Annotated in this window: 22 protein-coding genes and 2 pseudogenes; 16 read left to right on the top strand and 8 right to left on the bottom strand. The window is 52.2% G+C overall.

Going from position 1 to position 24,006, the window contains the following annotated elements; genetic code table 11:
• The first annotated feature begins 11 nt into the window (after nucleotides 1-11).
• Nucleotides 12-1,322, top strand: a complete 1,311-nt coding sequence (locus ABLU88_RS09335) for a salicylate synthase (RefSeq protein ID WP_025106343.1) — start codon at nucleotides 12-14, stop codon at nucleotides 1,320-1,322.
• Between the two features lie 69 nt (nucleotides 1,323-1,391).
• Here ABLU88_RS09335 and pgtP read toward each other — a convergent pair whose 3' ends face one another.
• A complete protein-coding gene (gene pgtP / locus ABLU88_RS09330) occupies nucleotides 1,392-2,783 on the bottom strand; it encodes a phosphoglycerate transporter PgtP (protein WP_009652152.1) in 1,392 nt (463 codons plus the stop codon).
• A gap of 373 nt (nucleotides 2,784-3,156) precedes the next feature.
• Between pgtP and pgtC the strand changes: the two genes are divergently transcribed.
• The 5 genes from pgtC (at nucleotide 3,157) to ABLU88_RS09305 (ending at nucleotide 10,720) form a co-directional block, all read left to right on the top strand.
• Entirely contained in the window at nucleotides 3,157-4,410 is a 1,254-nt protein-coding gene (gene pgtC / locus ABLU88_RS09325) for a phosphoglycerate transport regulator PgtC (RefSeq protein ID WP_201993955.1), read from the top strand.
• Nucleotides 4,410-6,416 (top strand): two-component system sensor histidine kinase PgtB, encoded by a 2,007-nt coding sequence (pgtB, locus tag ABLU88_RS09320; RefSeq protein ID WP_102802915.1) that lies wholly within the window; start codon nucleotides 4,410-4,412, stop codon nucleotides 6,414-6,416. The genes pgtC and pgtB overlap by 1 nt, the downstream gene beginning before the upstream one ends.
• Nucleotides 6,406-7,656 carry a two-component system response regulator PgtA gene (gene pgtA / locus ABLU88_RS09315; protein WP_348836425.1) on the top strand — a complete coding sequence of 417 codons (1,251 nt, stop codon included), beginning with the start codon at nucleotides 6,406-6,408 and terminating at the stop codon, nucleotides 7,654-7,656. The genes pgtB and pgtA overlap by 11 nt, the downstream gene beginning before the upstream one ends.
• A 349-nt stretch (nucleotides 7,657-8,005) precedes the next feature.
• Nucleotides 8,006-9,289 (top strand): HAAAP family serine/threonine permease, encoded by a 1,284-nt coding sequence (locus ABLU88_RS09310; RefSeq protein ID WP_014229376.1) that lies wholly within the window; start codon nucleotides 8,006-8,008, stop codon nucleotides 9,287-9,289.
• A 63-nt stretch (nucleotides 9,290-9,352) separates the two neighbouring features.
• Nucleotides 9,353-10,720, top strand: coding sequence for an L-serine ammonia-lyase (locus ABLU88_RS09305; RefSeq protein ID WP_348836381.1), 1,368 nt, complete (start codon nucleotides 9,353-9,355; stop codon nucleotides 10,718-10,720).
• Between the two features lie 73 nt (nucleotides 10,721-10,793).
• Here ABLU88_RS09305 and ABLU88_RS09300 read toward each other — a convergent pair whose 3' ends face one another.
• Nucleotides 10,794-11,231, bottom strand: coding sequence for a helix-turn-helix transcriptional regulator (locus tag ABLU88_RS09300; RefSeq protein WP_102802882.1), 438 nt, complete (start codon nucleotides 11,229-11,231; stop codon nucleotides 10,794-10,796).
• 329 nt (nucleotides 11,232-11,560) lie between these two features.
• Between ABLU88_RS09300 and ABLU88_RS09295 the strand changes: the two genes are divergently transcribed.
• The 8 genes from ABLU88_RS09295 to ABLU88_RS09260 all read left to right on the top strand — a co-directional run bounded on the left by ABLU88_RS09295 (nucleotide 11,561) and on the right by ABLU88_RS09260 (nucleotide 19,130).
• Nucleotides 11,561-12,418: a MurR/RpiR family transcriptional regulator gene (locus ABLU88_RS09295; protein ID WP_049070604.1), complete on the top strand. Its 858-nt coding sequence runs from the start codon at nucleotides 11,561-11,563 to the stop codon at nucleotides 12,416-12,418.
• A 132-nt stretch (nucleotides 12,419-12,550) separates the two neighbouring features.
• Nucleotides 12,551-13,894 carry an aspartate aminotransferase family protein gene (locus ABLU88_RS09290; RefSeq protein WP_014229371.1) on the top strand — a complete coding sequence of 448 codons (1,344 nt, stop codon included), beginning with the start codon at nucleotides 12,551-12,553 and terminating at the stop codon, nucleotides 13,892-13,894.
• On the top strand, nucleotides 13,891-14,442 hold the full coding sequence (locus ABLU88_RS09285; protein ID WP_004850921.1) for a hypothetical protein: 552 nt from the start codon (nucleotides 13,891-13,893) through the stop codon (nucleotides 14,440-14,442). Before ABLU88_RS09290 ends, ABLU88_RS09285 begins: the two co-directional genes overlap by 4 nt.
• Nucleotides 14,443-14,574: 132 nt before the next feature.
• A complete protein-coding gene (glnH, locus tag ABLU88_RS09280) occupies nucleotides 14,575-15,327 on the top strand; it encodes a glutamine ABC transporter substrate-binding protein GlnH (RefSeq protein WP_316548036.1) in 753 nt (250 codons plus the stop codon).
• Between the two features lie 52 nt (nucleotides 15,328-15,379).
• Nucleotides 15,380-16,036: a glutamine ABC transporter permease GlnP gene (gene glnP / locus ABLU88_RS09275; protein WP_001008622.1), complete on the top strand. Its 657-nt coding sequence runs from the start codon at nucleotides 15,380-15,382 to the stop codon at nucleotides 16,034-16,036.
• A gap of 2 nt (nucleotides 16,037-16,038) precedes the next feature.
• A complete protein-coding gene (gene glnQ / locus ABLU88_RS09270) occupies nucleotides 16,039-16,761 on the top strand; it encodes a glutamine ABC transporter ATP-binding protein GlnQ (RefSeq protein ID WP_348836424.1) in 723 nt (240 codons plus the stop codon).
• 19 nt (nucleotides 16,762-16,780) lie between these two features.
• Nucleotides 16,781-17,803, top strand: coding sequence for an acyl-CoA--6-aminopenicillanic acid acyl-transferase (locus ABLU88_RS09265; protein WP_044112287.1), 1,023 nt, complete (start codon nucleotides 16,781-16,783; stop codon nucleotides 17,801-17,803).
• A 544-nt stretch (nucleotides 17,804-18,347) separates the two neighbouring features.
• The gene (locus tag ABLU88_RS09260) at nucleotides 18,348-19,130 is read left to right on the top strand and encodes a BPL-N domain-containing protein (protein WP_053074116.1); all 783 of its coding nucleotides are present in this window, start codon (nucleotides 18,348-18,350) and stop codon (nucleotides 19,128-19,130) included.
• Between the two features lie 26 nt (nucleotides 19,131-19,156).
• Here ABLU88_RS09260 and ABLU88_RS09255 read toward each other — a convergent pair whose 3' ends face one another.
• From ABLU88_RS09255 to ABLU88_RS09245, 3 genes are all read right to left on the bottom strand, one after another.
• Nucleotides 19,157-19,744, bottom strand: a complete 588-nt coding sequence (locus ABLU88_RS09255) for a TetR/AcrR family transcriptional regulator (protein ID WP_048262783.1) — start codon at nucleotides 19,742-19,744, stop codon at nucleotides 19,157-19,159.
• Nucleotides 19,745-20,014: 270 nt separating this feature from the next.
• Nucleotides 20,015-20,512 (bottom strand): lipocalin-like domain-containing protein, encoded by a 498-nt coding sequence (locus tag ABLU88_RS09250; RefSeq protein ID WP_202019583.1) that lies wholly within the window; start codon nucleotides 20,510-20,512, stop codon nucleotides 20,015-20,017.
• 135 nt (nucleotides 20,513-20,647) lie between these two features.
• A complete protein-coding gene (locus ABLU88_RS09245) occupies nucleotides 20,648-21,016 on the bottom strand; it encodes an MFS transporter (RefSeq protein ID WP_046877578.1) in 369 nt (122 codons plus the stop codon).
• Here ABLU88_RS09245 and ABLU88_RS09240 point away from each other — a divergent pair.
• Nucleotides 21,004-21,693 carry a LysR substrate-binding domain-containing protein gene (locus ABLU88_RS09240; protein WP_348836376.1) on the top strand — a complete coding sequence of 230 codons (690 nt, stop codon included), beginning with the start codon at nucleotides 21,004-21,006 and terminating at the stop codon, nucleotides 21,691-21,693. The genes ABLU88_RS09245 and ABLU88_RS09240 overlap by 13 nt on opposite strands.
• Nucleotides 21,694-21,829: 136 nt before the next feature.
• Here the strand turns inward: ABLU88_RS09240 and ABLU88_RS09235 are convergent, their stop codons facing one another.
• The gene (locus ABLU88_RS09235) at nucleotides 21,830-22,645 is read right to left on the bottom strand and encodes an APH(3')-I family aminoglycoside O-phosphotransferase (RefSeq protein ID WP_348836375.1); all 816 of its coding nucleotides are present in this window, start codon (nucleotides 22,643-22,645) and stop codon (nucleotides 21,830-21,832) included.
• A 145-nt stretch (nucleotides 22,646-22,790) separates the two neighbouring features.
• A pseudogene (locus ABLU88_RS09230) lies at nucleotides 22,791-22,892 on the bottom strand (amino acid ABC transporter substrate-binding protein); the annotation flags it as partial.
• Nucleotides 22,893-22,968: 76 nt separating this feature from the next.
• Between ABLU88_RS09230 and ABLU88_RS09225 the strand changes: the two are divergent.
• Entirely contained in the window at nucleotides 22,969-23,322 is a 354-nt protein-coding gene (locus ABLU88_RS09225; protein WP_038423437.1) for a nuclear transport factor 2 family protein, read from the top strand.
• Nucleotides 23,323-23,439: 117 nt separating this feature from the next.
• Here the strand turns inward: ABLU88_RS09225 and ABLU88_RS09220 are convergent.
• A pseudogene (locus tag ABLU88_RS09220) lies at nucleotides 23,440-23,994 on the bottom strand (ISNCY family transposase); the annotation flags it as partial.
• Nucleotides 23,995-24,006 lie beyond the last annotated feature (12 nt).

Raw genomic sequence — 24,006 nt, 5'->3', positions numbered from 1 at the left:
AGAGGTAAGGGATGAAAATCAGTGAATTTTTACACCTGGCGTTACCAGAGGAGCAATGGCTACCGATGATTTCTGGCGTCTTACGTCAGTTCGGAGATGAAGAGTGCTATGTCTATGAGCGCCAACCTTGCTGGTACATAGGTAAAGGATGCCAGGCGCAACTGCAGATTAATGCCGACGGCACCCAGGCGACATTCATTGATGATGCCGGAGAACAAAAGTGGGCGGTAGATTCGATTACCGACTGCGCGCGTCGTTTTATGACGCATCCGCGGGTGAGAGGATGCCGGGTATATGGCCAGGTTGGGTTCAACTTTGCGGCCCATGCGCGGGGTATGGCCTTTGATGCCGGCGAGTGGCCGCTGCTAACGTTAACCGCTCCCCGTGAAGAACTTATTTTTGAGAAGGGAAATGTTACCGTTTACGCGGACTCCGCCGACGGATGCCGCCGTCTGTGCGAGTGGGTAAAAGAGGTCGATACGGAGACACCATGCGGGCCAATGGTTGTGGATACCGCCCTGGACGGTGAAGCGTATAAACAGCAGGTTGCGCGCGCCGTTTCGGCGATCCGCCGCGGCGATTACGTTAAAGTCATCGTCTCACGCGCGATTCCTCTGCCAGCGCGAATTGATATGCCCGCTACGCTGCTATATGGACGACAGGCCAACACGCCCACCCGTACGTTTATGTTTCGCCAGCAAGGACGCGAGGCGCTGGGTTTTAGTCCGGAACTGGTGATGTCGGTGACGGGAAAGAAAGTGGTCACTGAACCGCTGGCGGGCACCCGCGATCGCATGGGCGATACGGCGCATAATCAGGCAAATGAGAGGGAGCTGCTGCACGACGGTAAAGAGGTGCTTGAGCATATCCTCTCGGTCAAAGAAGCCATTGCCGAACTGGAGGCGGTTTGCCAGCCCGGCAGCGTGGTGGTCGAGGATTTGATGTCGGTTCGCCAGCGCGGCAGCGTCCAGCATCTGGGGTCTGGCGTCAGCGGCCAGCTCGCGGAAGATAAGGATGCCTGGGATGCGTTTACCGTGCTGTTTCCGTCAATTACCGCGTCAGGTATCCCTAAAAAAGCGGCCCTCAACGCGATCATGCAAATTGAAAAAACGCCGCGGGAGCTCTATTCAGGCGCAATCCTGCTGCTGGAAGATACGCGCTTCGATGCGGCGTTAGTACTGCGTTCCGTGTTTCAGGATAGCCAGCGCTGCTGGATACAGGCGGGGGCGGGTATCATCGCGCAATCTACGCCGGAACGCGAACTGACGGAAACCCGGGAGAAATTAGCGAGCATTGCGCCCTATTTAAAGGTGCCCGCGTGACGGTTATCGACCCAGTTTAAGGTTAAAAGTGCCAGCAGGCTGGCACTCTCTTTTGCCGGGTTCAGGCGCTTATTGTGCGTCGGCCAGCGCCAGCTCGGCTTCTTGCTGCTGCGTGTTCTTACGCTGTTGCTCAAGCTCCAGCGCGCCGCGATGAGAGAGGTAGCAGAACAGAATGCAGCAGACGATCCCGCCCATCAGCAGATAGAACCCGCCGTGCCAGCCCATTTTATCCACCATCACGCCAAACAGGCTGGTGCCTAACGATGCGCCAAAGATGTAGCTCATAAATCCGCGCAGTCCCACGGCGGAGCCGACGGCAAAGCTGGGAACAATTTCCATGGTCTGCACGGAGGCCAGAAACTGCGGCACGTAAATCAGGCAGCCCACGATCGCCGCGAACACCGTCACCATCAGCAGGGATTCGCTTTTCCAGTAGCCGATCAGGCAGACAAAAATCAGCGCCATACAGATCATGGCAAGCGGCATGCGCCGTCCTTTGAACAGCTTGTCGGAGAGCCAGCCCGCCAGCAGGGTCGACGGAATCGCCGCCCATTCAAAGAACAGGAACGCGACGCTCATCTGCTCTTTGGAAAAATGTTTCACCGTCAGCAGATAGATAGGCAGCCAGCTGATCATGCCGAAACGCACCATATAGACAAACACGTCCACAAGGGAGACATACCAGGCGTTTTTGTTGCGCAGAACGTAGGTGCAGAAGATCTGGAATGCGCTCATATTCTCCGGCGCTTTTACCGCGTGTTTAGCGTTAAGCACGACCTTTTCTTCCGGCATCATCTCTTCCAGCGCAGGCAGGCCTTCCTCGCGCGGCGAACCTTTACCCAGCGCCAGTACGCTGATGGCGAACACCACCGCCACGCAGGCCGGGACAATGTAGCTGGCGCTCTGCCAGTGCTCGGTACCGAGAATCGCAAACGCGGCGCCGACGATTGGGGCGACAATCCCGCCGCCGACGTTATGGGAAATGTTCCAGAAAGCCCCCACGCGACCGCGCTCCCGGCGAGGGAACCAGTTAGCGATGGTGATAAAAGAGGGGCCGACGCCCATCCCCTGAAACAGACCGTTCAGAACGACCAGCGCAGCGAAGATCCAGAATGCGGTGCTGAACCCCAACCCGACGTTGACGATCGCGCACAGCACCAGGCCGCAGGCCATAAAGACTTTCGGGCTGGCTTTATCCGCCAGGCTGCTCATAACGCCTTTGCTGATCCCGTACGCAATGAGCATACAGCTGCTGAGCAAACCGATCTGGGTGGCGCTCAGATCTAACTGCTCTTTCAGATAAGGCGTGGATAAGGTGAAATTGTTGCGCACAATATAGTACGCCAGATAACCCAGAAATACGCTTAGCAGCGCCTGCATGCGGTAGCGGCCATAAGTTGCCTGAATTTTCTCAGCCGGCACTTTATTTGCCGACGGCCCTTTTTTTAATATTGATAACATGTCGTCACCTGTATTTTATATTGATATGAACATCAGGAGTATTCGGCATGAAGAGTGAAATAAGTGGTCAGAAAACTCAAATCGTCGAAATGGGTCAAAACTGACTCAAATTAATGAATTCAGGGGTTATTTTTAACGCATTGAGCATCAATGAAATAGCGAATAATTAATTTCCCGCTAATTTTATGTCAGGCGTGTGCGGATATTAACAAATTCCACATTCATTATCTGGTAATGTTTGCTGATATTCCCGGCGGCCAGCGCGGCTATTTCGAGGCTAGCGGTGATTAATCCGCTAGAAGTCATAAACGGGTAAGTTTTGTCTCAACGCTCTTTTTTCGGTATTTCAATATTTATGAACGGGATCACAAACATGTTTCTGCGGTGGAGTCGGGCGCCCGGCAAAACGCTTGCGTTGCTGCTGCTGGCCGCCGGATTCAGCTCCTGTGCGGCGCATGGGAACGAACTGGTGATGGCGACAACATTTTCCCCCAGCGCCACCGCGTGGATTATCGCACGCTGGCAAACGGAGCCGGGGTCGGTGATGATTCGCACCCTCAACCGCACCAGCGCCTCGCTGGAACAGCTGCTTGATACGGCAAATGCGGAGAACGTTGATCTGGTCCTGACCTCATCACCGATGCTGCTGCAGCATCTTCAGGAGCATCAAAAGCTGGCGCCGTTCAGCGGCGCGCCGGCGGCCAGTCAACGCCTGGTGCCGGAATCCATCCGCGCCACCTCCGTTGCCGTGGCGATGTCGGGGTTTGGCTTGCTGATTAACCGCTCGGCGCTGGCGACGCGGCATCTGCCTGCGCCAGCGGACTGGGACGATCTCACCGATCCCCGATATCAGGGGGCGCTGCTGATGAGCAGCCCGTCGCGCTCGGACACTAATCATCTGATGGTGGAGTCGCTGCTGCAACAAAAGGGCTGGCTTAAGGGATGGCAAACGCTGCTGGCAAGCGCGGGAAATCTGGTGACGATTTCATCCCGCAGCTTTGGCGTGGCGGATAAGATCAAAAGCGGGCTGGGCGTAGCCGGTCCGGTGATTGATAACTATGCCAATCTGTTGCTGAACGATCCGCACCTTGCCTTTATCTATTTTCCGCAGTCGGCGGTGTCGCCTACCTACGTCGCGGTGCTCAAAAATAGCCAGCACGCCAGCGAGGCGCGGCGGTTTATTCGCTATATGCTGAGCCCGGAAGGCCAGCGGATCCTCGCCGACGCGAATACCGGGAAATACCCGGTGACGCCGCTGACGGCTGGCAATCCACGGGCGGCGCAGCAGGAGGTGCTGATGAATCAACCGCCGCTGAACTATCGTCTGATCCTTAAGCGTCAGCGTCTGGTTCAGCGGATGTTTGATACGGCGATCAGCTTTCGTCTCGCCCAGCTGAAAGATGCCTGGCGAGCGCTGCACAGCGCGGAGGCTCGCCTTAAGCGTCCGCTGCCCGAAATACGCGCGCTGCTAACCGGCGTCCCGGTCGATCCGGCAAGCAGCGAGGATGAAGCCTGGCTGGCTAAGTTCGATAATAAGAGCTTTGCGGAGCAGCAAATGATGGAGTGGCAGCTCTGGTTTCTCAACAACCAGCGGCAGGCGATCAATAAACTGGAAGAGCTGAAATGATGGCCCGTTCCATACTGCAACGTCTGCGGCAAATCAGTATCAGCAGCAGCCTGCGCGGGGCCTTTCTGATGGGCGCGCTGCTGACGCTGATTGTCAGCAGCGTCAGCCTCTATTCATGGCATGAGCAAAGCTCGCAGATACGCTATTCGCTGGACGAGTATTTTCCCCGCATCCACTCTGCTTTTCTGATTGAAGGCAATCTCAATCTGGTGGTCGATCAGCTGAATGAATTTCTGCTGGCGCCGAATACAACGGTGCGTCTGCAGCTGCGTAACCAGATTATTCAGCATCTGGATAAAATCGAGCGGCTGAGCCAGGGCTTGTCGCCCGCGGAACGCCAGCAGCTGGCGGTGATTTTACAGGACAGCCGCGCGCTGCTCTCGGAGCTGGATCGCGTGCTCTACAACATGTTTCTGGTACGCGAAAAGGTGGGGGAACTCTCGGCGCGTATCGACTGGCTGCACGATGATTTTACCACTGAGCTGAATTCACTGGTGCAGGACTTTACCTGGCAGCAGGGAACGCTGCTCGATCAGATAGAAGCCCGCCAGGGCGACGCGGCGCAGTACCTGAAGCGTTCCAGAGAAGTCCAGAACGAACAGCAGCAGGTCTATACGCTGGCCCGCATTGAGAATCAAATCGTTGACGACCTGCGCGACAGGCTTAATGAACTGAAATCCGGAAATGATGACGGCATGCTGGTGGAGACGCATATCCGCTATCTCGAAAACCTGAAGAAAACGTCGGATGAAAATATTCGCGCGCTAGACGACTGGCCGAGCACGATCACGCTGCGACAAACGATTGATGAGCTGCTGGAAATCGGCATGGTGAAAAATAAGATGCCGGATACCATGCGCGACTACGTGACGGCGCAAAAAGCGTTAGTGGACGCCAGTCGCGCCAGAGAAGCCACGCTGGGGCGTTTCAGGACGCTGCTTGAAGCCCAGCTTGGCAGCAGTCATCAGCAAATGCAGATGTTTAATCAGCGTATGGGACAGATTGTCCGCGTGAGCGGCGGGTTGATTCTGGTGGCGACGCTGCTGGCGCTGCTGCTGGCGTGGGTGCTGAATCATTATTTCATCCGATCGCGGCTGGTGAAACGCTTTACCGCGCTGAACCAGGCGGTGGTGCAGATTGGTTTAGGCCGGACGGATGCCACCATTCCGGTTTATGGCCGGGATGAGCTGGGGCGTATTGCCGGTTTGCTTCGCCATACGCTGGGTCAGCTTAACGCGCAAAAACAGCAGCTTGAACAGGAGATTGGCGAGCGAAAAACGATTGAGGCCGATCTTCGTGCCACCCAGGACGAGCTGATCCAGACCGCTAAACTGGCGGTGGTGGGGCAGACGATGACCACCCTGGCGCATGAGATCAACCAGCCGCTGAACGCGCTGTCGATGTATCTGTTTACGGCAGGACGGGCGATTGAGCAGGGACAGACGGCGCAGGCGCGGGCGACATTAAGTAAAGCGGAAGGGTTGATTAACCGCATTGACGCGATTATCCGCTCGCTGCGTCAGTTTACCCGCCGCGCTGAACTGGAAACGCCGCTGCATCCGGTTGATTTGCGTCAGACGTTTACGGTGGCGTGGGAACTGCTGGCGATGCGCCATAAGCCGCAGCAGGGGACGCTGGAGATACCGGATGAAACCGTCTGGATCCGCGGCGATGAAGTGCGGGTTCATCAGGTGCTGGTCAACGTACTGTCGAATGCGCTCGACGCCTGTCCGAACGCGGCGAAAATAACGGTGAGCTGGCAAATCCACGGCGACACCCTGTGCGTGTTGATTGCCGATAACGGTCCCGGCTGGCCTGCGGCCTTGCTACCGTCACTGCTGAAGCCGTTCACCACCAGCAAAGATGTGGGGCTGGGGATTGGGCTGTCGATTTCTGTTTCGCTGATGACGCAAATGGAAGGGACGCTGCGCCTGGCGTCGACGTTAACGCGCAATGCCTGCGTGGTGCTGCAATTTAATTTAACGGATGTAAATGATGTTGAGTAATGAGTGTTCGATTCTGCTGATTGATGATGATCGCGACGTGCTGGATGCCTATACGCAGCTGCTTGAGCAAGCGGGTTATCACGTCCACGCCTGCGATAACCCCTTTGATGCGCGGGCGTGGGTGCAGAAGGACTGGCCCGGCATTGTGCTGAGCGATGTCTGCATGCCCGGCTGCTCCGGCATCGATTTGATGACGCTGTTTCATCAGGATGACGAGCAGCTGCCGATTCTGCTTATCACCGGTCATGGCGACGTACCGATGGCGGTGGATGCGGTGAAAAAGGGGGCCTGGGATTTTCTGCAAAAGCCGGTCGATCCGGGTAAGCTGCTCTCGCTGGTGGACGCCGCGTTGCGCCAGCGGCAAGCGGTGATCGCGCGTCGCCAGTACGGCCAGCAAAAATTACGGGTTGAGCTGATCGGGCGCAGCGAATGGACGGAACAGTATCGCCAGCGTTTACAGCAGCTGGCAGAGACGGATATTGCGGTCTGGCTTTACGGCGAAGCGGGAACCGGGCGTATGACCGGCGCACGTTACCTGCACCAGCTGGGGCGTAACGCCGAAGGCCCTTTTGTCTACTGCGAACTGACTGCGGCCAACGCCCATAAGCTGAATGACGCGATCGCGCAGGCGCAGGGCGGAACGCTGGTATTAAGCCACCCGGAGCACCTGACTCATGAGCAACAACATCTGCTGGTACAGGCGCAGAGCCATGAGAAGCGGCCTTTTCGCCTGATTGGTATCGGCAGCGCGTCGCTAGTGGCGCTGGCGGGCAGTAGCCAGATCGTGGCGGAGCTCTATTACTGCTTCGCGATGACGCAAATTGCCTGCCTGCCGCTGTCAAGGCGGCCTGATGATATCGAGCCGCTGTTCCACCACTATTTGCAAAAAACCTGTCAGCGACTGAATCATCCCGTCCCGGAGGTGGATAGCCATCTGTTAAAAGGGATGATACGTCGGGCGTGGCCGAACAACGTCCGCGAACTGGCGAACGCTGCCGAACTGTTTGCGGTGGGGGTATTACCGCTCGCGGATACGGTGAATCCGCTGATGCATGTCGGCGAGCCGACGCCGCTCGATCGACGGGTTGAGGACGTAGAGCGGCAGATCATCACCGAAGCGCTGAATCTCCATCAGGGGCGCATTAATGAAGTGGCGGAGTATCTGCTTATTCCGCGTAAAAAACTCTATCTCAGAATGAAGAAATATGGCCTGAGTAAAGAGCACTACAAGGGCTTTTAGCGAAAATTGAGGGGGAGGGTGTCTATTTCCTTGCCCCTGATTTTTTGCGTTTTATTAATCGTATGACAAATAGTGGTTGTTATCTCTGCACGTGAATTATATAAATATCCAGCACGTTAAGTACACCCATACAAATAATAACGTATTAAAAATGATACTTTAAAAAATAATAAGATTTCAGTACTAATTTTGATGCGTTAAAAGGTGCCACTATAAATCAGGTTATGTGATCGCTGTTAGTGAATCAGCATAGTTGCATTTTATAAAATAGCCAAACAAACACAGCGTTTTATTACCTGAATCAGAGTCAAATTAATTTGACCCTACTCTATATTACTGAGGCCATATTATGGAAACCGTTCAAAATACCCTCGTTGCTCGCGAGAGCAGCGGCTGGAGAAAAAGTGATACCGTGTGGATGCTGGGCCTGTACGGTACCGCAATTGGTGCAGGGGTGCTTTTCCTGCCAATTAACGCCGGGGTCGGCGGTTTAATTCCGTTAATCATCATGGCCATTCTTGCCTTCCCGATGACCTTTTTTGCCCACCGCGGTTTAACCCGTTTTGTCCTGTCGGGCAAAAATCCGGGAGAAGATATTACCGAAGTGGTGGAAGAACATTTCGGCACCGGTGCAGGTAAGCTTATCACGCTGCTTTATTTCTTCGCTATTTATCCGATTCTGCTGGTTTATAGCGTTGCTATTACCAACACCGTCGACAGCTTTATTACTCACCAGCTTGGTCTGGTGTCTCCGCCGCGCGCTATTTTGTCGCTGATTTTAATTGTCGGCATGATGGGGATTGTCCGTTTTGGCGAAAAAATGATTGTTAAGGCCATGAGCGTGCTGGTGTTTCCGTTCGTGTTCGCGTTGATGATATTGGCGCTGTATTTGATCCCGCAATGGAACGGCGCGGTACTGGATACGTTGTCGCTGAGCAGCGCTTCGGCAACGGGAAATGGTCTGTGGATGACCCTGTGGCTGGCCATCCCGGTCATGGTCTTCTCCTTCAACCATTCGCCGATTATCTCCTCATTTGCGGTGGCTAAACGTGAAGAATATGGCCAGGACGCCGAGCGCAAATGCTCCCGTATTCTGGGCTTCGCCCACATCATGATGGTGCTGACGGTGATGTTCTTTGTGTTCAGCTGCGTACTGAGCCTCTCCCCGGAAAACCTGGCGGAAGCGAAAGCGCAGAACATCTCCATCCTCTCATATCTGGCGAACCACTTTAACGCGCCGGTGATAGCCTGGATGGCGCCGATCATCGCGATGATTGCGATTACTAAATCCTTCCTCGGCCACTACCTCGGCGCGCGTGAAGGCTTCAACGGCATGGTGATTAAGTCACTGCGCGGAAAAGGCAAATCGATCGAAATCAACAAACTGAACAAGATCACCGCGCTGTTCATGCTGGTGACCACCTGGATTGTTGCCACCCTGAACCCCAGCATCCTGGGGATGATTGAAACGCTGGGCGGCCCGGTCATCGCGATGATTCTGTTCCTGATGCCAATGTATGCCATCAACAAAGTACCGGCCATGCGCAAGTACAGCGGCCACATCAGTAACGCGTTTGTGGTGGTGATGGGACTGATCGCCATCTCCGCTATTTTCTTCTCTCTGTTCAGCTAAGTTTTCAGCGCCGCCTGTCACCGGCGGCGCATCCGTTTTGCTATGTAACCGCGTGGGTGCCATATGATTAGCGTTTTCGATATTTTCAAAATCAGCATCGGGCCGTCCAGCTCGCATACCGTTGGGCCGATGAAAGCGGGAAAACAGTTTGTTGATACCCTGCAGGAAAAAGGCCTGCTGCATAAAGTGACTCGGCTGGTGGTGGATGTGTATGGTTCCCTCTCATTGACGGGTAAAGGTCACCATACCGATATCGCCATTATTCTTGGTCTGTCAGGGTATCTACCGGATACCGTTGATATCGACGCCATTCCGGGCATTATTCGCGATGTCAACACCATGCATCGTCTGTTTATTGAAGAAGGCCAGCGCGAGATACAGTTCCCGGTGGCGGAATGCATGCGCTTTCACAATGAGTTTCTGCCGCTGCACGAAAACGGGATGAGCATTACGGCGTTTTGCGATGGCAAAATCGTCCACTTCCAGACTTACTATTCCATCGGCGGCGGTTTTATCGTCACGGAGGAAAACTTTGGTAAGAACCTGGAGGCGGAGGTTGATATTCCGTTCCCGTTCTATTCTGCCCGCAACCTGCTGGCGCACTGTCAGAACAACTGCCTGTCGATTTCCGCCGTGATGATAAAAAACGAGATCGCCCGCCACGGCCGGGAGACCGTTGAGCAAAATATGGCGAAAATCTGGGAGACCATGAGAAACGCCATTAACCGGGGGATGAATACGGAAGGTATTTTACCGGGGCCGCTGAAAGTGCCGCGCCGGGCTTCTGCGCTGCACCGCGTGCTGGCACCGCAGAGCCAGTCGATTACGCCACTGAGCGCGATGGATTGGGTCAATATGTTCGCCATGGCGGTGGGGGAAGAGAACGCGTCGGGCGGGCGAGTGGTAACCGCGCCGACCAACGGCGCCTGCGGCATTGTCCCGGCGGTACTGGCCTATTACGATCGTTTTATCAAAGAGGTGACGCCGGAAATCTATATGCGCTATTTCCTGACGGCGGGCGCAATAGGCATTCTGTACAAGATGAATGCCTCCATTTCCGGGGCAGAGGTCGGTTGTCAGGGTGAAGTGGGCGTGGCCTGCTCGATGGCGTCAGCCGGACTGGCCGAGCTGCTGGGTGGCAGTCCGGAGAAGGTGTGCATCGCCGCGGAGATCGGCATGGAGCATAACCTCGGCCTGACCTGCGATCCGGTGGCCGGCCAGGTGCAGGTGCCGTGCATCGAGCGTAACGCGATTGCGGCAGTGAAGGCGATAAACTCGGCCAGTATGGCGATGTACCGTACCAGCGATCCGAAAGTCTCACTGGATAAAGTTATCGAAACGATGTTTGAGACGGGCAAAGATATGAACGCCAAGTACCGTGAAACCGCCCGGGGCGGTCTGGCGATTAAAGTCGCGGTGTGTGAATCCTGAGCCCCCTAAAAACCGCCTGCCTGAGCCGCAGGCGGTTTTCTCTTCCCTGGACTTTAAAATCGCCTGAAGCCTGTTATTTTTTCTCTCCGTCGGACGGCGTAAAAGACCACACCACGCTGTTAGAAGCCGATGAGGTGTACCATTCGTTAATCGTGGCGTCAGCCTCGTTGGTCTGGGCAGCGGCGGGCAATTTCTCTTTTGGCTGATGCGTTTTTTTCCGAATACGGATACGGGAAGGGGTTTCGGCATTGAGCTGCGCCTTAAATGTACGCATGTGCGAGTCAAATAAAATCGACTCCAGCTGATGCAGCCGATCGAGACCGCGCAAAATACCAATCAGCGTACTGAGGGTAACGGATTCGCCTAATTCAACGCGTTTAATGGTTGCCGCGCCGACCTGAGCGCGTTCGGCCAGCTCAATCTGTGACAGGCCCAGCTGTATACGCGTTTCTTTAATTCTTCGGCACAGTTCAGAAATAATTTCACTGTCGGGCATGGTACTGAAACGCATCTTAATTCCTCTACTGCGTAATAAAACCTGACTAATTATTTAGCAAGCCAATTTATAAATAAAGCGAATAATTTCTCTTTTGCGATAGCGGCGACAATGTTTTTTGCCAATGCCATCAAAGAGTTGGGTATAGGGTCGCTCCTGCGAATCCCGCGGTTTCAGGCGCCGAATAAAGAGGCTTCGGATCAATCGCCTGGGGCGATACTCCGTGGCGCAGGGATGAGCCTCCGTCTCTGCCATAATGCAATTACGGCGAATTATGGTTATATATATCCCTTTCTGCGGCCCGGTTTCGCCGCAGCCACTCTTACGGATGATAACGATACGCCATGAATCTTCGTGAAAATATTGTGAGCCAATTCAGCCTGCTGTCGCCCGAACTCCAGCGCGCGGCGGAATTTTCCCTGCAAAATGCCAACCAACTGGTGGTGCAATCAATGCGCGCCTTCGCCGCGGAAGCCGGCGTTAAGCCTGCCACGCTGCTACGCCTGGCGCAGCGTCTGGGCTATAACGGTTGGCGGGAGCTGAAAAGCGCATTTATCGACGATCTCGGCTTAGGAAATGATACATATGTATCTAAGGCTGAAAAATTGATCGCCAAAGGGACGCAGCCCGCGCTGTACGAAGAGGTGTTCCTCGCGCATCAGGCCAATCTGGCATTCACTCAGGCAGAGAATCAACACGCTATGCAGCAAGCGGTTACGTTGCTGGATGAAGCGAAGCAGGTCTATATTTGCGGCTTCCGCGCCAGCTTTCCTATCGCCTGGTCGTTGTTTTATGTCTATCGATTGTTCAATCGCCAGGTGTCGCTGATTGACGGGCTGGCCAGTAATATCGAAGTCTTCACCCGTGAGATCAACGCGGAAGACTGCCTGCTATTGACCAGCTTTTCTCCCTATTCCCGCGAATCTCTCGACGTTCTCAATGCAGCCAGGCAGGCCGGGGCACGGATTATCGCCATCACCGACTCTCCGGTTTCGCCGCTGGCGCAAACGGCGGACTGCACGTTGCTTTTCTCCCTCAGCAGCCCCTCTTTTTTCCCTTCGATAGTGTCCGGTATGGGCGTCGCCGAGTGTTTGCTGGCGATGCTGGTTGCCCGCCACGGTAGGGAGGCGGTGAATAAAATTGAGAGCGCAGAACGTTATCTGCAACGCTCCGGGGCGTATGTGATGCCCGATAAATCCTGATAAATGATTCATTTGCTTTTATCATAAGAAAATTAAATACATTTGAATCATTATTGAATTGACGAGATTCAAATGGATCCTGCAAGATGCTTTCAACTTACGCGAAAGCGATTTCTAAAGCAGGATAAAAGCATGAGTCAAATCATTCACCGCAGCCTCCGTACCACCCCGGCAGTGGCAGTCAGTGCCCAGGGCGCTTACATCACCGATGCCAGTGGTCAACGCTATCTGGACGCCTGCGGCGGGGCGGCGGTTTCTTGTCTGGGTCATGCCCACCCGGATGTGCTGGCAGCGATGCACCGGCAGATCGATCGGTTGGCCTATGCCCACACCAGCTTTTTCACCAGCGATACGGTGGAACAACTGGCAGAGCAGCTTGTCCGCACCGCGCCCGGTTCCCTGAACTATGCCTATTTCGTCTCCGGCGGATCGGAAGCGGTTGAAACGGCGCTGAAGCTGGCGCGCCAGTATTTTGTGGAGATCGGGCAGCCGGATCGCACGCTATTTATTGCCCGTAAACAAAGCTACCACGGCAATACGCTGGGTGCGCTGGCCGTTGGCGGTAACGAGTGGCGCCGCCGCCAGTTCGCGCCGCTGCTGATGGATGTGGTGCGCGTGTCGGCCTGTAATGAGTACCGTGACCGTGAGGCGGGTGAAAGCCAGCAGCAATATACCGAGCGCTTACTTGGCGAACTCGAAGCGGCAATTCTGGACGCCGGGCCGGAAAAAATTATCGGTTTTATCGCCGAAACGGTGGTTGGCGCAACCACCGGCGCAATGCCGCCTACGCCGGGTTATCTGCAAGGCGTTCGTCGGCTGTGTGATAAATACGGCATTCTGTATATCGCCGATGAGGTGATGTGCGGCATGGGCCGTACCGGCACGTTGCACGCCTTTGAACAGGATGGCGTTGTCCCTGACATCGTGACCATCGCAAAAGGTTTAGGCGGGGGTTATCAGCCCATTGGCGCAGTGCTGGCCAGTGAGCAAATCGTCGCCGCGCTGCAAGCCGGTAGCGGAATGTTCCAGCATGGTCACACCTACATCTGCCACCCGACAGCCGCAGCGGCTGCGCTGGCCGTGCAGCAGGTTATCGAGCGAGATCGTTTGCTCGAGCAGGTGCAGCAGCAGGGCGCGTATTTGCAGCAGGCGCTGCATGATGTGCTCGGCGGATTACCGTATGTCGGTGATACGCGCGGTCGCGGTTTGTTCGCCGGCGTGGAGCTGGTATGCGATAAAGAGCGCAAAACGGCATTCGATCCGCTGCTGAAGCTGCATGCGGCTATCAAAGCGCAGTGCATGGCGCACGGGCTGCTGGTCTATCCGATGGGCGGAACCATTGATGGCCAGCGGGGCGATCATATTCTGATTGCGCCGCCGTTTATTGTCAGCCGGTCAGAACTCGATTTCGTGGTGGATACCCTGCACAAGGTCATCAGCGAAGAGACGCATAAACTGATGAGACGTCAGCCATGAACCGTTTACCTGCGCTGTCAGAACAGCAGTGGAGCGATGAACAACGCCAGCTTGCGGAGGAGATTATCAACGGGCCGCGCGGCGCGCTGCTGCCGCCGTTTGAACCGTTGTTGCGCAGCCCGGAACTGATGGCCCATGCGCAGCGAATGGGGGAGTATCTGCGCTACCGTAGCGCGCTGGGGCAGCGGTTGTCGGAACTGGCCATCCTGCTGACCGCACGTCACTGGTCGCAGCCGGTTGAGTGGGCCATTCATGCGCCAATAGCCAGGGAAAAAGGGATCCCGGCGCAGGCGGTGCAGGCAATCAATGAACGGCGTCAACCAGAGGCGCTGGCGGCTGATGAATGGGTGGTTTACCATTTTTGCCAGCAGCTGCATCAGCATAAAAAAGTCAGCGATGATATCTGGCAACAGGCAATCGATCTCTGGGGGGAAAAGGGCGTTGTCGATCTGATAGGCATCAACGGTTATTACAGCTTTCTTTCAATGATTATGAACGGCGCGCAGACGCCAGTACCCGACACCAGGGATTTTATTCTTCCCGCATAAATAATTCGCACGCCTTTATTTTTATATCGCGTGCGAATGTAGGGATACTGTTTTTATTCTCAACGCCAATATCAGTTTTAGGGTATTGCGCGAAAACTCCTGTCTGCTGTCTTAATTACGCTGAGGATTATTATGTCTGCATTATTGAAAAAATTAAAGATTACCCTGGCACTGGTTGCCTGTTCGGCGAGTTTTGCCGTCATGGCACAAGATAAATTATTAATCGGTGTGGATACCGCCTTCGTTCCCTTTGAATTTAAACAAGGCAATAAATATGTTGGTTTTGATATCGATTTATGGGAAGCCATTGCGAAGAAAATGAATGTCAGCTACGAATTACGCCCTATGGATTTTGGCGGTTTAATTCCTGGGCTGCAATCGCGTAATTTAGATGTGGCAATGGCCGGGATCACCATTACCGATGCCCGCAAACAGGTCGTTGATTTTAGCGACGGTTACTACGATGCAGATCTCTTAATGGCGGTGAAAAGTGGTGATGATTCCATCACCAAATTCAGCGAGTTGGCCGGTAAAAAAGTGGGGCTGAAGCAGGGCACCGCCGCGGCCAGTTTTATGAAATCCAAATATAAAGCCAATTATGTCGAATTCCCCAATATTGATAACGCCTATCTCGACCTGCAGGCAGGCAATCTGGACGCGGTCGTTCACGACTCCCCGAACGTGCTCTACTACGTGAAAACCGCAGGTGGCGGTAAGGTTAAATCGACCGGGGAAACGGACAGCATTCTGCCGCAGAAATACGGTTTTGCCCTGCAGAAAAACAGCAGCCTGACGCCGAAGGTCGATGCCGCGTTAAAGGCATTACGCGCGGATGGCACCTACGACAAGATTTATTTCAAATGGTTTAACAAGCAACCTAAATAATCCCCGCCGGGCCGGGTAACCCCGGCCAGAACCGAGAGTAATAGACTGCATTATGAATTTCGAAACGAAATATATATGGGAATCCCTGCCGTTATTATTACAGGGGCTGCAGCTGACAATATTGATCTCTATGGTCGGTTTGGCGGGCGGCTTTATCATCGGTCTGCTGGCAGGAATCTGTCGTGCACTGGGAGGCGGTATCGCGAAAACGTTATCATTAATTTTTGTCGAGCTGATTCGCGGCACGCCAATTATGGTACAGGTGATGTTTATCTATTTTGCCTTGCCAATGATTCTGCCTGTTCGTATCGACCCTATCACGGCCGCGATGGTCACCATTATTATTAACTCCGGCGCGTATATTGCGGAAATTACGCGCGGCGCAATTTTGTCCATCAATAGAGGATTTAAAGAAGCCAGTCTGGCGATGGGATTATCGCAGCGCGCAACGCTATGGCATGTGATTATGCCGCTGGCCCTGCGCCGCATGATCCCGGCGTTGGGCAACCAGTGGATTATCAGCATTAAAGACACCTCGCTGTTCATTGTTATCGGCGTCGCGGAATTAACGCGCCAGGGGCAGGAGATCATCGCCGGGAACTTCCGTGCCCTTGAGGTCTGGACAGCGGTAGCCCTGATTTATCTTGCCGTCACCCTGTGCCTGAGCTTCCTGCTGAAGCAACTGGAGAAAAGGATCCATATTTTATGAGCATGGTTGAATTTAGCGCGGTCGCTAAACATTTCGGCACCACCCAGGTGCTGCACGATATCAATCTGGAAATTGATGCCGGTGAAGTGGTCGTGATTATCGGTCCTTCAGGTTCAGGTAAATCGACGCTGCTGCGTTGTATCAACAAGCTGGAAGAGATCTCCTCCGGCACTTTGTTGGTTGCCGGAATGCACCTGACCGATCCTCACGTCAACGAGTGCGAAATCCGCCGCGAAGCGGGGATGGTATTCCAGCAGTTTCATCTGTTTCCGCATCTGACGGCGCTGGAAAATGTGATGTTTGGGCCTATTCGCGTACGCAAAATGAGTCAAGCGGCAGCCCGCGAACAGGCGCTGGCGCTGCTGGAACGTGTCGGCCTGGGCGAACGGGCCGAGCACTATCCGTCGGAGCTTTCAGGCGGCCAGCAGCAGCGCGTGGCTATCGCCCGCGCGCTGGCGGTGAAACCGAAAATGATGCTGTTTGATGAGCCAACCTCTGCGCTCGATCCGGAGTTGCGCCATGAAGTATTAAAAGTGATGCGTTCACTGGCGGATGAAGGGATGACGATGGTTATAGTGACGCACGAGATTGGCTTTGCACGCGATGTGGCCTCTCGATTGATTTTTATCGATGGTGGAACCATTGCTGAAGATGGCCCACCTGATATCCTGCTGAATGCCAGTAGCAATCCGCGCCTGAAAGAATTTTTACAGCACGTTTCCTGAACATAAGTGAATCCATCCCATGAAGAAAATCGACATCAGTGGTTCCCCGTTTGAGATTGGCCTTCGCCTTGGCGAGCTTGGCCGTGAAGCATGGCATCAGAAACTGATGCTCACGCCATTGTGGCAAACGGTGATGACCCTGCAGGCATCCCCTGAGACCCGGTTAATGCGCACCGAGGTGCAGCGGCATTATCCGCTCATCTGGCAGGAGCTGGAGGGGTTGGCGCAGGGGCTGGAGGCTACTGTTGATCAGGTCTTTGCCTGGAACTGCCGTGGCGATCTGGTGCGCTCAACGTCGGATGGCTGTACGACGGTGGCCGGGGTAAACGCCGCAGGCGAGCGGATTATCGCGCACAATGAAGACGGTTTTCCTCAGTTACGGGATGAATGCTTGCTGGCTACCATTACCCCGAGTCGCGGTCTGAGCTTTACGAGTTTTGCCTATCCGGGGTCGATTTGCGGCCACACCTTTGCGGTGAATGAAAAAGGTGTCGTTAACACGGTGAATAACATCCGTGCAGTGCATCGTCCGCAGGGATTACCGCGTCAGATCCTGGCTCGCGCCTCGCTGAATGCGAACACCCTCGACGAGGCCATCACTATACTTACCGGCCAGCCGCGATCCGGGGCGTTTCACCATACGCTCGGGCAGCTGGGCGATACGCGGCTGTTCAGCGTTGAGGCCACCGGTCAAGGCTGTTCCGTTCTCCCCCTGACGACGGTAACCGGGCATGCCAACCATCTGGTGCATGCGGCACTGGCTGGCGTTGAGCAGATCGTTACCGACAGTTCAGCGTCGCGGCAGTTACGCCTCGTGCAGTGGCGGGAAACGCAACCTCCGTTTGACGCCGCGGCGGCAAAAGCCATTCTCTCAGATACCCATGACGCCGAACTGCCAATTTACCGGCTGGCTGCCGACGATCCGGATGAGGAGAACACCCTCGCCACGGCAGTTTTCACCCTCGATGCCAACCACGTCAGGTGGCAAATTTTCGACATTAACCGCGACGATGCTAAATTTCAGGGAGAAGTGCGTGGGTGAGATAGCAGGTCGTCAGTCATAAAGGGCAGGGTAGTACCGTTGGCCCGGCGTTCGATAGTACCGTCCGGATACTGCCAGATATCGGCGTCTTGAGCGATGTCCTGAAGCGCAGTGTCCGGAATTTCAGGTTTGTGTCTCTATACGATTCGGGCCATCGCCGTTTCTCATCTGCCTCGTGCGTGCCGAAGCATACTCTCACGGACATACTACGAAAAACAAAATGTCTTGTTCAGTTAAGTATGGCTTTCAGGACATCGCCTGTTAATTAGCCCTTACACCTTAGTTGATGATTTCAAGGTTACCGCTGTTTCTGCTTTCTTATCCTTTCGTATGTCGCCTGCATCTCACTAAAAAATTTATACAACTTTGTCAAAGTTACACTTTTTTACGTATTAACTTTTTTTTGCCGCGCTTAAAAACGCTTGACAAAATCAACGCCAAAGTTAAATTTGAGCGACTGCTCTAATTTTATGTCATGCATTTAGAATGGTAAAAATGGTTCTTAATGATTTACAAAACACTCTATGACAAGGGGAATAGCGTGATGCCACTTTTTTTCCAGGAAACTCAGTTGAAGAGAGCAAATATGATTACCCTTGCTCTGGCTTTTACTTTCTCTATTTTTTCCGCACCAACCTCAGCAAATGCCTCACCATCAAAAAGTTATCGTATCGCTGTTTATAGGGGAGACGCCGGGTGCGCGGGGTGTTCAGAAATGGTGGTGAAATCGCTCGTCGGTACTGGCCTGCCGCTGAACATCGCTTATGTGGGTGAAAAAGAAACGCTGAAAGTGAATGAGCAAACGCTTAAAAAATTCGATATCTACATTCAACCCGGCGGCGGTCAGGATATACCCGGTTCTTATGACGTCATTGGTGATGATGGCGCTGAGGCTATCCGTCAATTTGTGAAAAGCGGCAAAGATTTTATTGGTATTTGCATGGGGGCATATCTTGCCGATAAAGACTGGATTGGGCTCATTGATGCTCCCCTTGAGTCAGAAGTGGGAAGACCTGGTTCACGCGCCTATGATGAGGGGGATTACACCTTGCAAGTGAAATGGAATAATAAACAGGAACCTTTTTACTATCAGGATGGCCCCTATCTGAACAACACAACCTCAAACGCTGGGTTCCAGGCGATAGCTTATTACGACAATGGGGATGTCGCTATCGCCAGATATCAATATGGGGAAGGACATGTCATATTATCAGGCCCTCACCCTGAAGCCGATGAGACATGGATAGATGCCCGCGTTGCGGGGAACACCACAGCGGAAAGTAAAATGAAACGTATTTTAAGCTATCTGGGCATAAACAAGCGCTAATTTCTACTGCGGGTTTTTCATGCGCTTCAGAAGGGTTTGCCAAGGATTTTAAAAGAAATCTCATATATTTCATTAAGAAAAGCGGTTCTTTTTTCTTTTGAATAATCGAGGATCAGCATACTCGAGTATCCATCTATTAATGCATTTATTTGTCTGGCGGATACCGAAGCGTTTATCGAGGAAAACTCGCCCTCATTAATTCCGGAGTCGATGATTTCTTCGAGTATATAGATCCATTGGAGTGATTGATTATGGACCAAATTAGCATAATCATCGTCGCGCGCGGCCATCGGCCAGAGTTCAAGGTAGAGCAGCCAGTGCGCTGATGGCGCATCAGGTAACAGCGTTTTGATATACAGCCTGACCCTGTCAGTTGGGCTCATACTTTCCGAGGCATTAAACGTTGCATGACATTCCTCGATGTCATTATCAAACATATATTTTATGGCCGATTTTTTTAATGTTTCCCAGTTACTATAATAATGATAGATGTGGCTCCTTGAAATATTAAGCTTTTGTGTAAGATCGCGGGTGGAGACATTGTTGAATCCTTTTTCTCTAAAAAGCTGCAGAGCGGCTATTTTTATTAGTTCCGAAAAATTTGTTGCTTTCAAAATTTAACCTTCATAGTGCGTAAAATTATCGTGTCGCAGAAAACGCTCTATCATTGCTCTGCACCTAATCAACAGCCAAATTTACTACACAGTCATGACCAGAGGCAATGACTGGGTTTTACACAGGACGGTGAACGTTACCATCATGGCGTGGCGGTTTCTTACATCTGCGATTGCTCCCTGAACGATTTCCGAGAGGCGTTCGTAGGTAGAGCAGGGAAGCCAGCCGGGTCAGCGCGGCACAAACCGGCGCACCGTTATGCCATTATACTATCTGTAGCGCTCGTAGGTCACACGCCAGCCTTCACCTTTATCGACAGGCGACAGTTCAAGTTTATTTCCTGTTAAATGAAAAGCGCGCTCCATTTTTTGACCAATTAATCCACTGGCAAGTGCAGAATTCACCGTTAAGATGAAACGCCCGGCAACATCGTCAATTTTAATATCACCATAAAGTGCTTCATAACCATTTACCGTATAGGCGGAGTCAGGTACTGTTTTGTCCGGATTGCTTGCTTGCGCAGACAAGGTTCCGGCATCGGTGATAATAAGTTGTCCGGTGTAAGGTATCTCTTTCAATTCTTCACCAGTCCCGGTTTCAAATTTGACCATTTTCCACGCGCCAATCAGGGCGGACTGGTTGCTGTCTTTCCCTGATAAGGCACCTTTCTCTGTACAAACCGGCTGGACACTATTGCCATTGGCCATGACGGGTATAACCCGGGTGGCCATAAAAAGAATGACCGCAACCTTGATGTAAAAACGCATATATATTCTCCATTGTTTTATGATTAGAAATCTGAACGGCTGATTATAGGATTTTGATTCCTGTGACCTTTTGAAGATAGCTGAATAGCTTATCCTGATAAGCGATATGACTAATTCTCCTTGTAGCTGATGCGATCATTCGGCTTCGTCCCGAATGGGGTGTGGGAATGCATATTCACTGTTGATTTTTACAATCAGAAAACTGACCAGGGCCAGTATCAGAATGACCCAAGGCAAACCATTGACGCCGGGGCCCTGAAGGATAATTCCTCCGGTAATCCCCCCCAGGGCAATCGCCGCGTTCCAGCTCACCACCGTCATGGAGATCGCTACATCAGCACCATCTTCCGCCGCATCGGCAAGTGCGGTATTCAACAGCGTTGCAGCACCACCAAATGTCACACCCCATACAGCGCTACCTACAATAAGAATGGCGGGTGTATAAGAGAACAGCCCCAGGAATAATGAGACGATAGAAAATATAGCCAGCGATGCCAGTACCATTTTACGTAAATATTAGTCGGTTGAGTGAGCTTAGGGAAAAACCCACTGGCGTCATACGCCTCACGGCGGCAGATGATGTTATCCAGTATTTGATCCGTCCTGTATTACCGGACTTTCTGAGTCGCTACCCAGATATTCAGATTGAAATCGGCATTGACTATGGATTTACAGATATTGTTGATCAGCGTTTTGATGCCGGGATTCGTCCGGGCGATGTTCTGAATAATGATATGATTGCCGCAAAAATAAGCCAGAACTGGCGCCAGCTTGTTGTTGCTGCACCAGATTATTTTAAGCGTTATGCTAAGCCCAGGAAGCCGCAGGATCTTTTGAACCACAACTGCATTAACGTCCGCTATTCTGATACGAGTGGATTGTACGCCTGGGAATTCGAGAAAGATGCTCAGAAATTCAGTCTGAAAGTCAAAGGGCAATATATTGCGAACAGCACGATTCATCAGCTCGATGCAGCATTAGACGGGCTGGGGATTGCCTATATTCCCGAGTATGTTGCAGATGGATATATCAAAAGCGGCAAGCTGATTGCTGTTCTGACCGAGTGGTGTCCATATTTTGACGGCTACCATATTTATTATCCTCACCGCCGACAGGATTCTCCTGCGTTTATGGCTTTTCTGCAAGTTTTGCGTGACAGGTACAATAATGGAATAAGATAAATTTATGAGTAAAGGATTATGTCCACGATAAGCACCTGGGTCGATTCCTGGGAGGCGGCCATGAGGGTAGGGAAGCGCCGTCCCGTCAAGTCAGCGTAATGCTCTGCCAGTGTTACAACCAATTAACCAATTCTGATTAGAAAAACTCATCGAGCATCAAATGAAACTGCAATTTATTCATATCAGGATTATCAATACCATATTTTTGAAAAAGCCGTTTCTGTAATGAAGGAGAAAACTCACCGAGGCAGTTCCATAGGATGGCAAGATCCTGGTATCGGTCTGTGATTCCGACTCGTCCAACATCAATACAACCTATTAATTTCCCCTCGTCAAAAATAAGGTTATCAAGTGAGAAATCACCATGAGTGACGACTGAATCCGGTGAGAATGGCAAAAGCTTATGCATTTCTTTCCAGACTTGTTCAACAGGCCAGCCATTACGCTCGTCATCAAAATCACTCGCATCAACCAAACCGTTATTCATTCGTGATTGCGCCTGAGCGAGACGAAATACGCGATCGCTGTTAAAAGGACAATTACAAACAGGAATCGAATGCAACCGGCGCAGGAACGCTGCCAGCGCATCAACAATATTTTCACCTGAATCAGGATATTCTTCTAATACCTGGAATGCTGTTTTCCCGGGGATCGCAGTGGTGAGTAACCATGCATCATCAGGAGTACGGATAAAATGCTTGATGGTCGGAAGAGGCATAAATGCCGTCAGCCAGTTTAGTCTGACCATCTCATCTGTAACATCATTGGCAACGCTACCTTTGCCATGTTTCAGAAACAACTCTGGCGCATCGGGCTTCCCATACAATCGATAGATTGTCGCACCTGATTGCCCGACATTATCGCGAGCCCATCTATACCCATATAAATCAGCATCCAGGTTGGAATTTAATCGCGGCCTCGAGCAAGACGTTTCCCGTTGAATATGGCTCATAACACCCCTTGTATTACTGTTTATGTAAGCAGACAGTTTTATTGTTCATGATGATATATTTTTATCTTGTGCAATGTAACATCAGAGATTTTGAGACACAACGTGGTTCCCGCCATGTGAAAATCCGGCCAGACCAACATCATTCTGGCGCTCCGAAAGAAGGGATATTCGCCGCCGTGACTAGCCTGAAGCGGATCGCATAATCTTTGGCCGCTTCGTAGTCGAGGAACATGGCATCGAGCGTGCCAATAAATTTTGAGCTTGATAGGATTTTGATGTTATGCTATGAAAAAGAATTATTTACAGGTCTGGAGGTAATTTATATGACGCCAAAAGAAATACTTTGCCAATGGGTTGACGCATTTAATAATGCAGATGTAGAAACTATTTCAGAATTATATGATGATAATGCAATAAACCATCAGGTAGCCAATGAGCCAGTTATTGGGAAAGAGGCTATAAAGAAAATGTTTGAACAAGATTTTTCTTTTCCAGAAATGGTTTGTATCGTTGAAAACATTTTCGAAGATGGACAATGGGCAATTTTAGAGTGGCGTGCCCCATTAGGTTTGAGGGGTTGCGGTTTTTTTCAAATAGTAAATAATAAAATTATATTTCAAAGAGGCTATTGGGATAAGCTATCTTTCTTAAAACAGCACAATTTACCTATTGAATAAAATTCATATATACCTTATATGAATAGCTTGCAAATTTCTTAAAGTGTGCATTAAGGGAAGCATAATAACTTCCCTTAACCTATCTGTGGATTCTTTACACCATCGTATAATGTGATCGTGCTTTTCCAGGTAGCCCCGGGTGGCCTCAAAATAGGTGAATGTCGATTCCGGTTTTACAAATCGAAGCTGCATCAGGTGGCTCGTCGCGTCGTCGACGTAGATCAGTGCGGTACAGGCGGGTGCACGGTTCTCGAACCAGTGATGGTCGCAGCCATCAATCTGGCTCAGTTCGCCGCAGCAGGCCCGGCGATAGCGTGGCTGCTGAATTTTCGGCGCACGTTGTTTGCGGGGGATCCGGAGACCGGCTTTGACCATGAGTGAACGGACGGTCTCTTTGGACAGGTGAACATCGTGCAGTTCTGCGAGTTTCACACATGCAAGCGTCGGCCCAAAGTCGGTATAGCGATCTCGGATTATATTGAGCGCGTACTGTGCAAAACCATCAGGCAGCTGGTTATTGCTCAGGGTTCCTCAACGGCGGTTAGCCATACAAAGCGGGCCAGATTCACGGTAACGCGACAGAAGACGCCGGCACTGACGAGCGGAGATACCGTGGCGCTGCGCGGGCATCTGCGTTGTCAGGTGCCGGTCGACAACATGGGTTAACTTCATCCAAAGTAAAAA

Origin of the sequence: Klebsiella sp. GW_Kp182 (genome assembly GCF_040062275.1) — a bacterium.
GTDB lineage: Bacteria > Pseudomonadota > Gammaproteobacteria > Enterobacterales > Enterobacteriaceae > Klebsiella > Klebsiella michiganensis.
The sequence above is the reverse complement of the archived record's forward strand: the minus strand, read 5'-3'. Positions and strand labels throughout refer to the sequence as shown.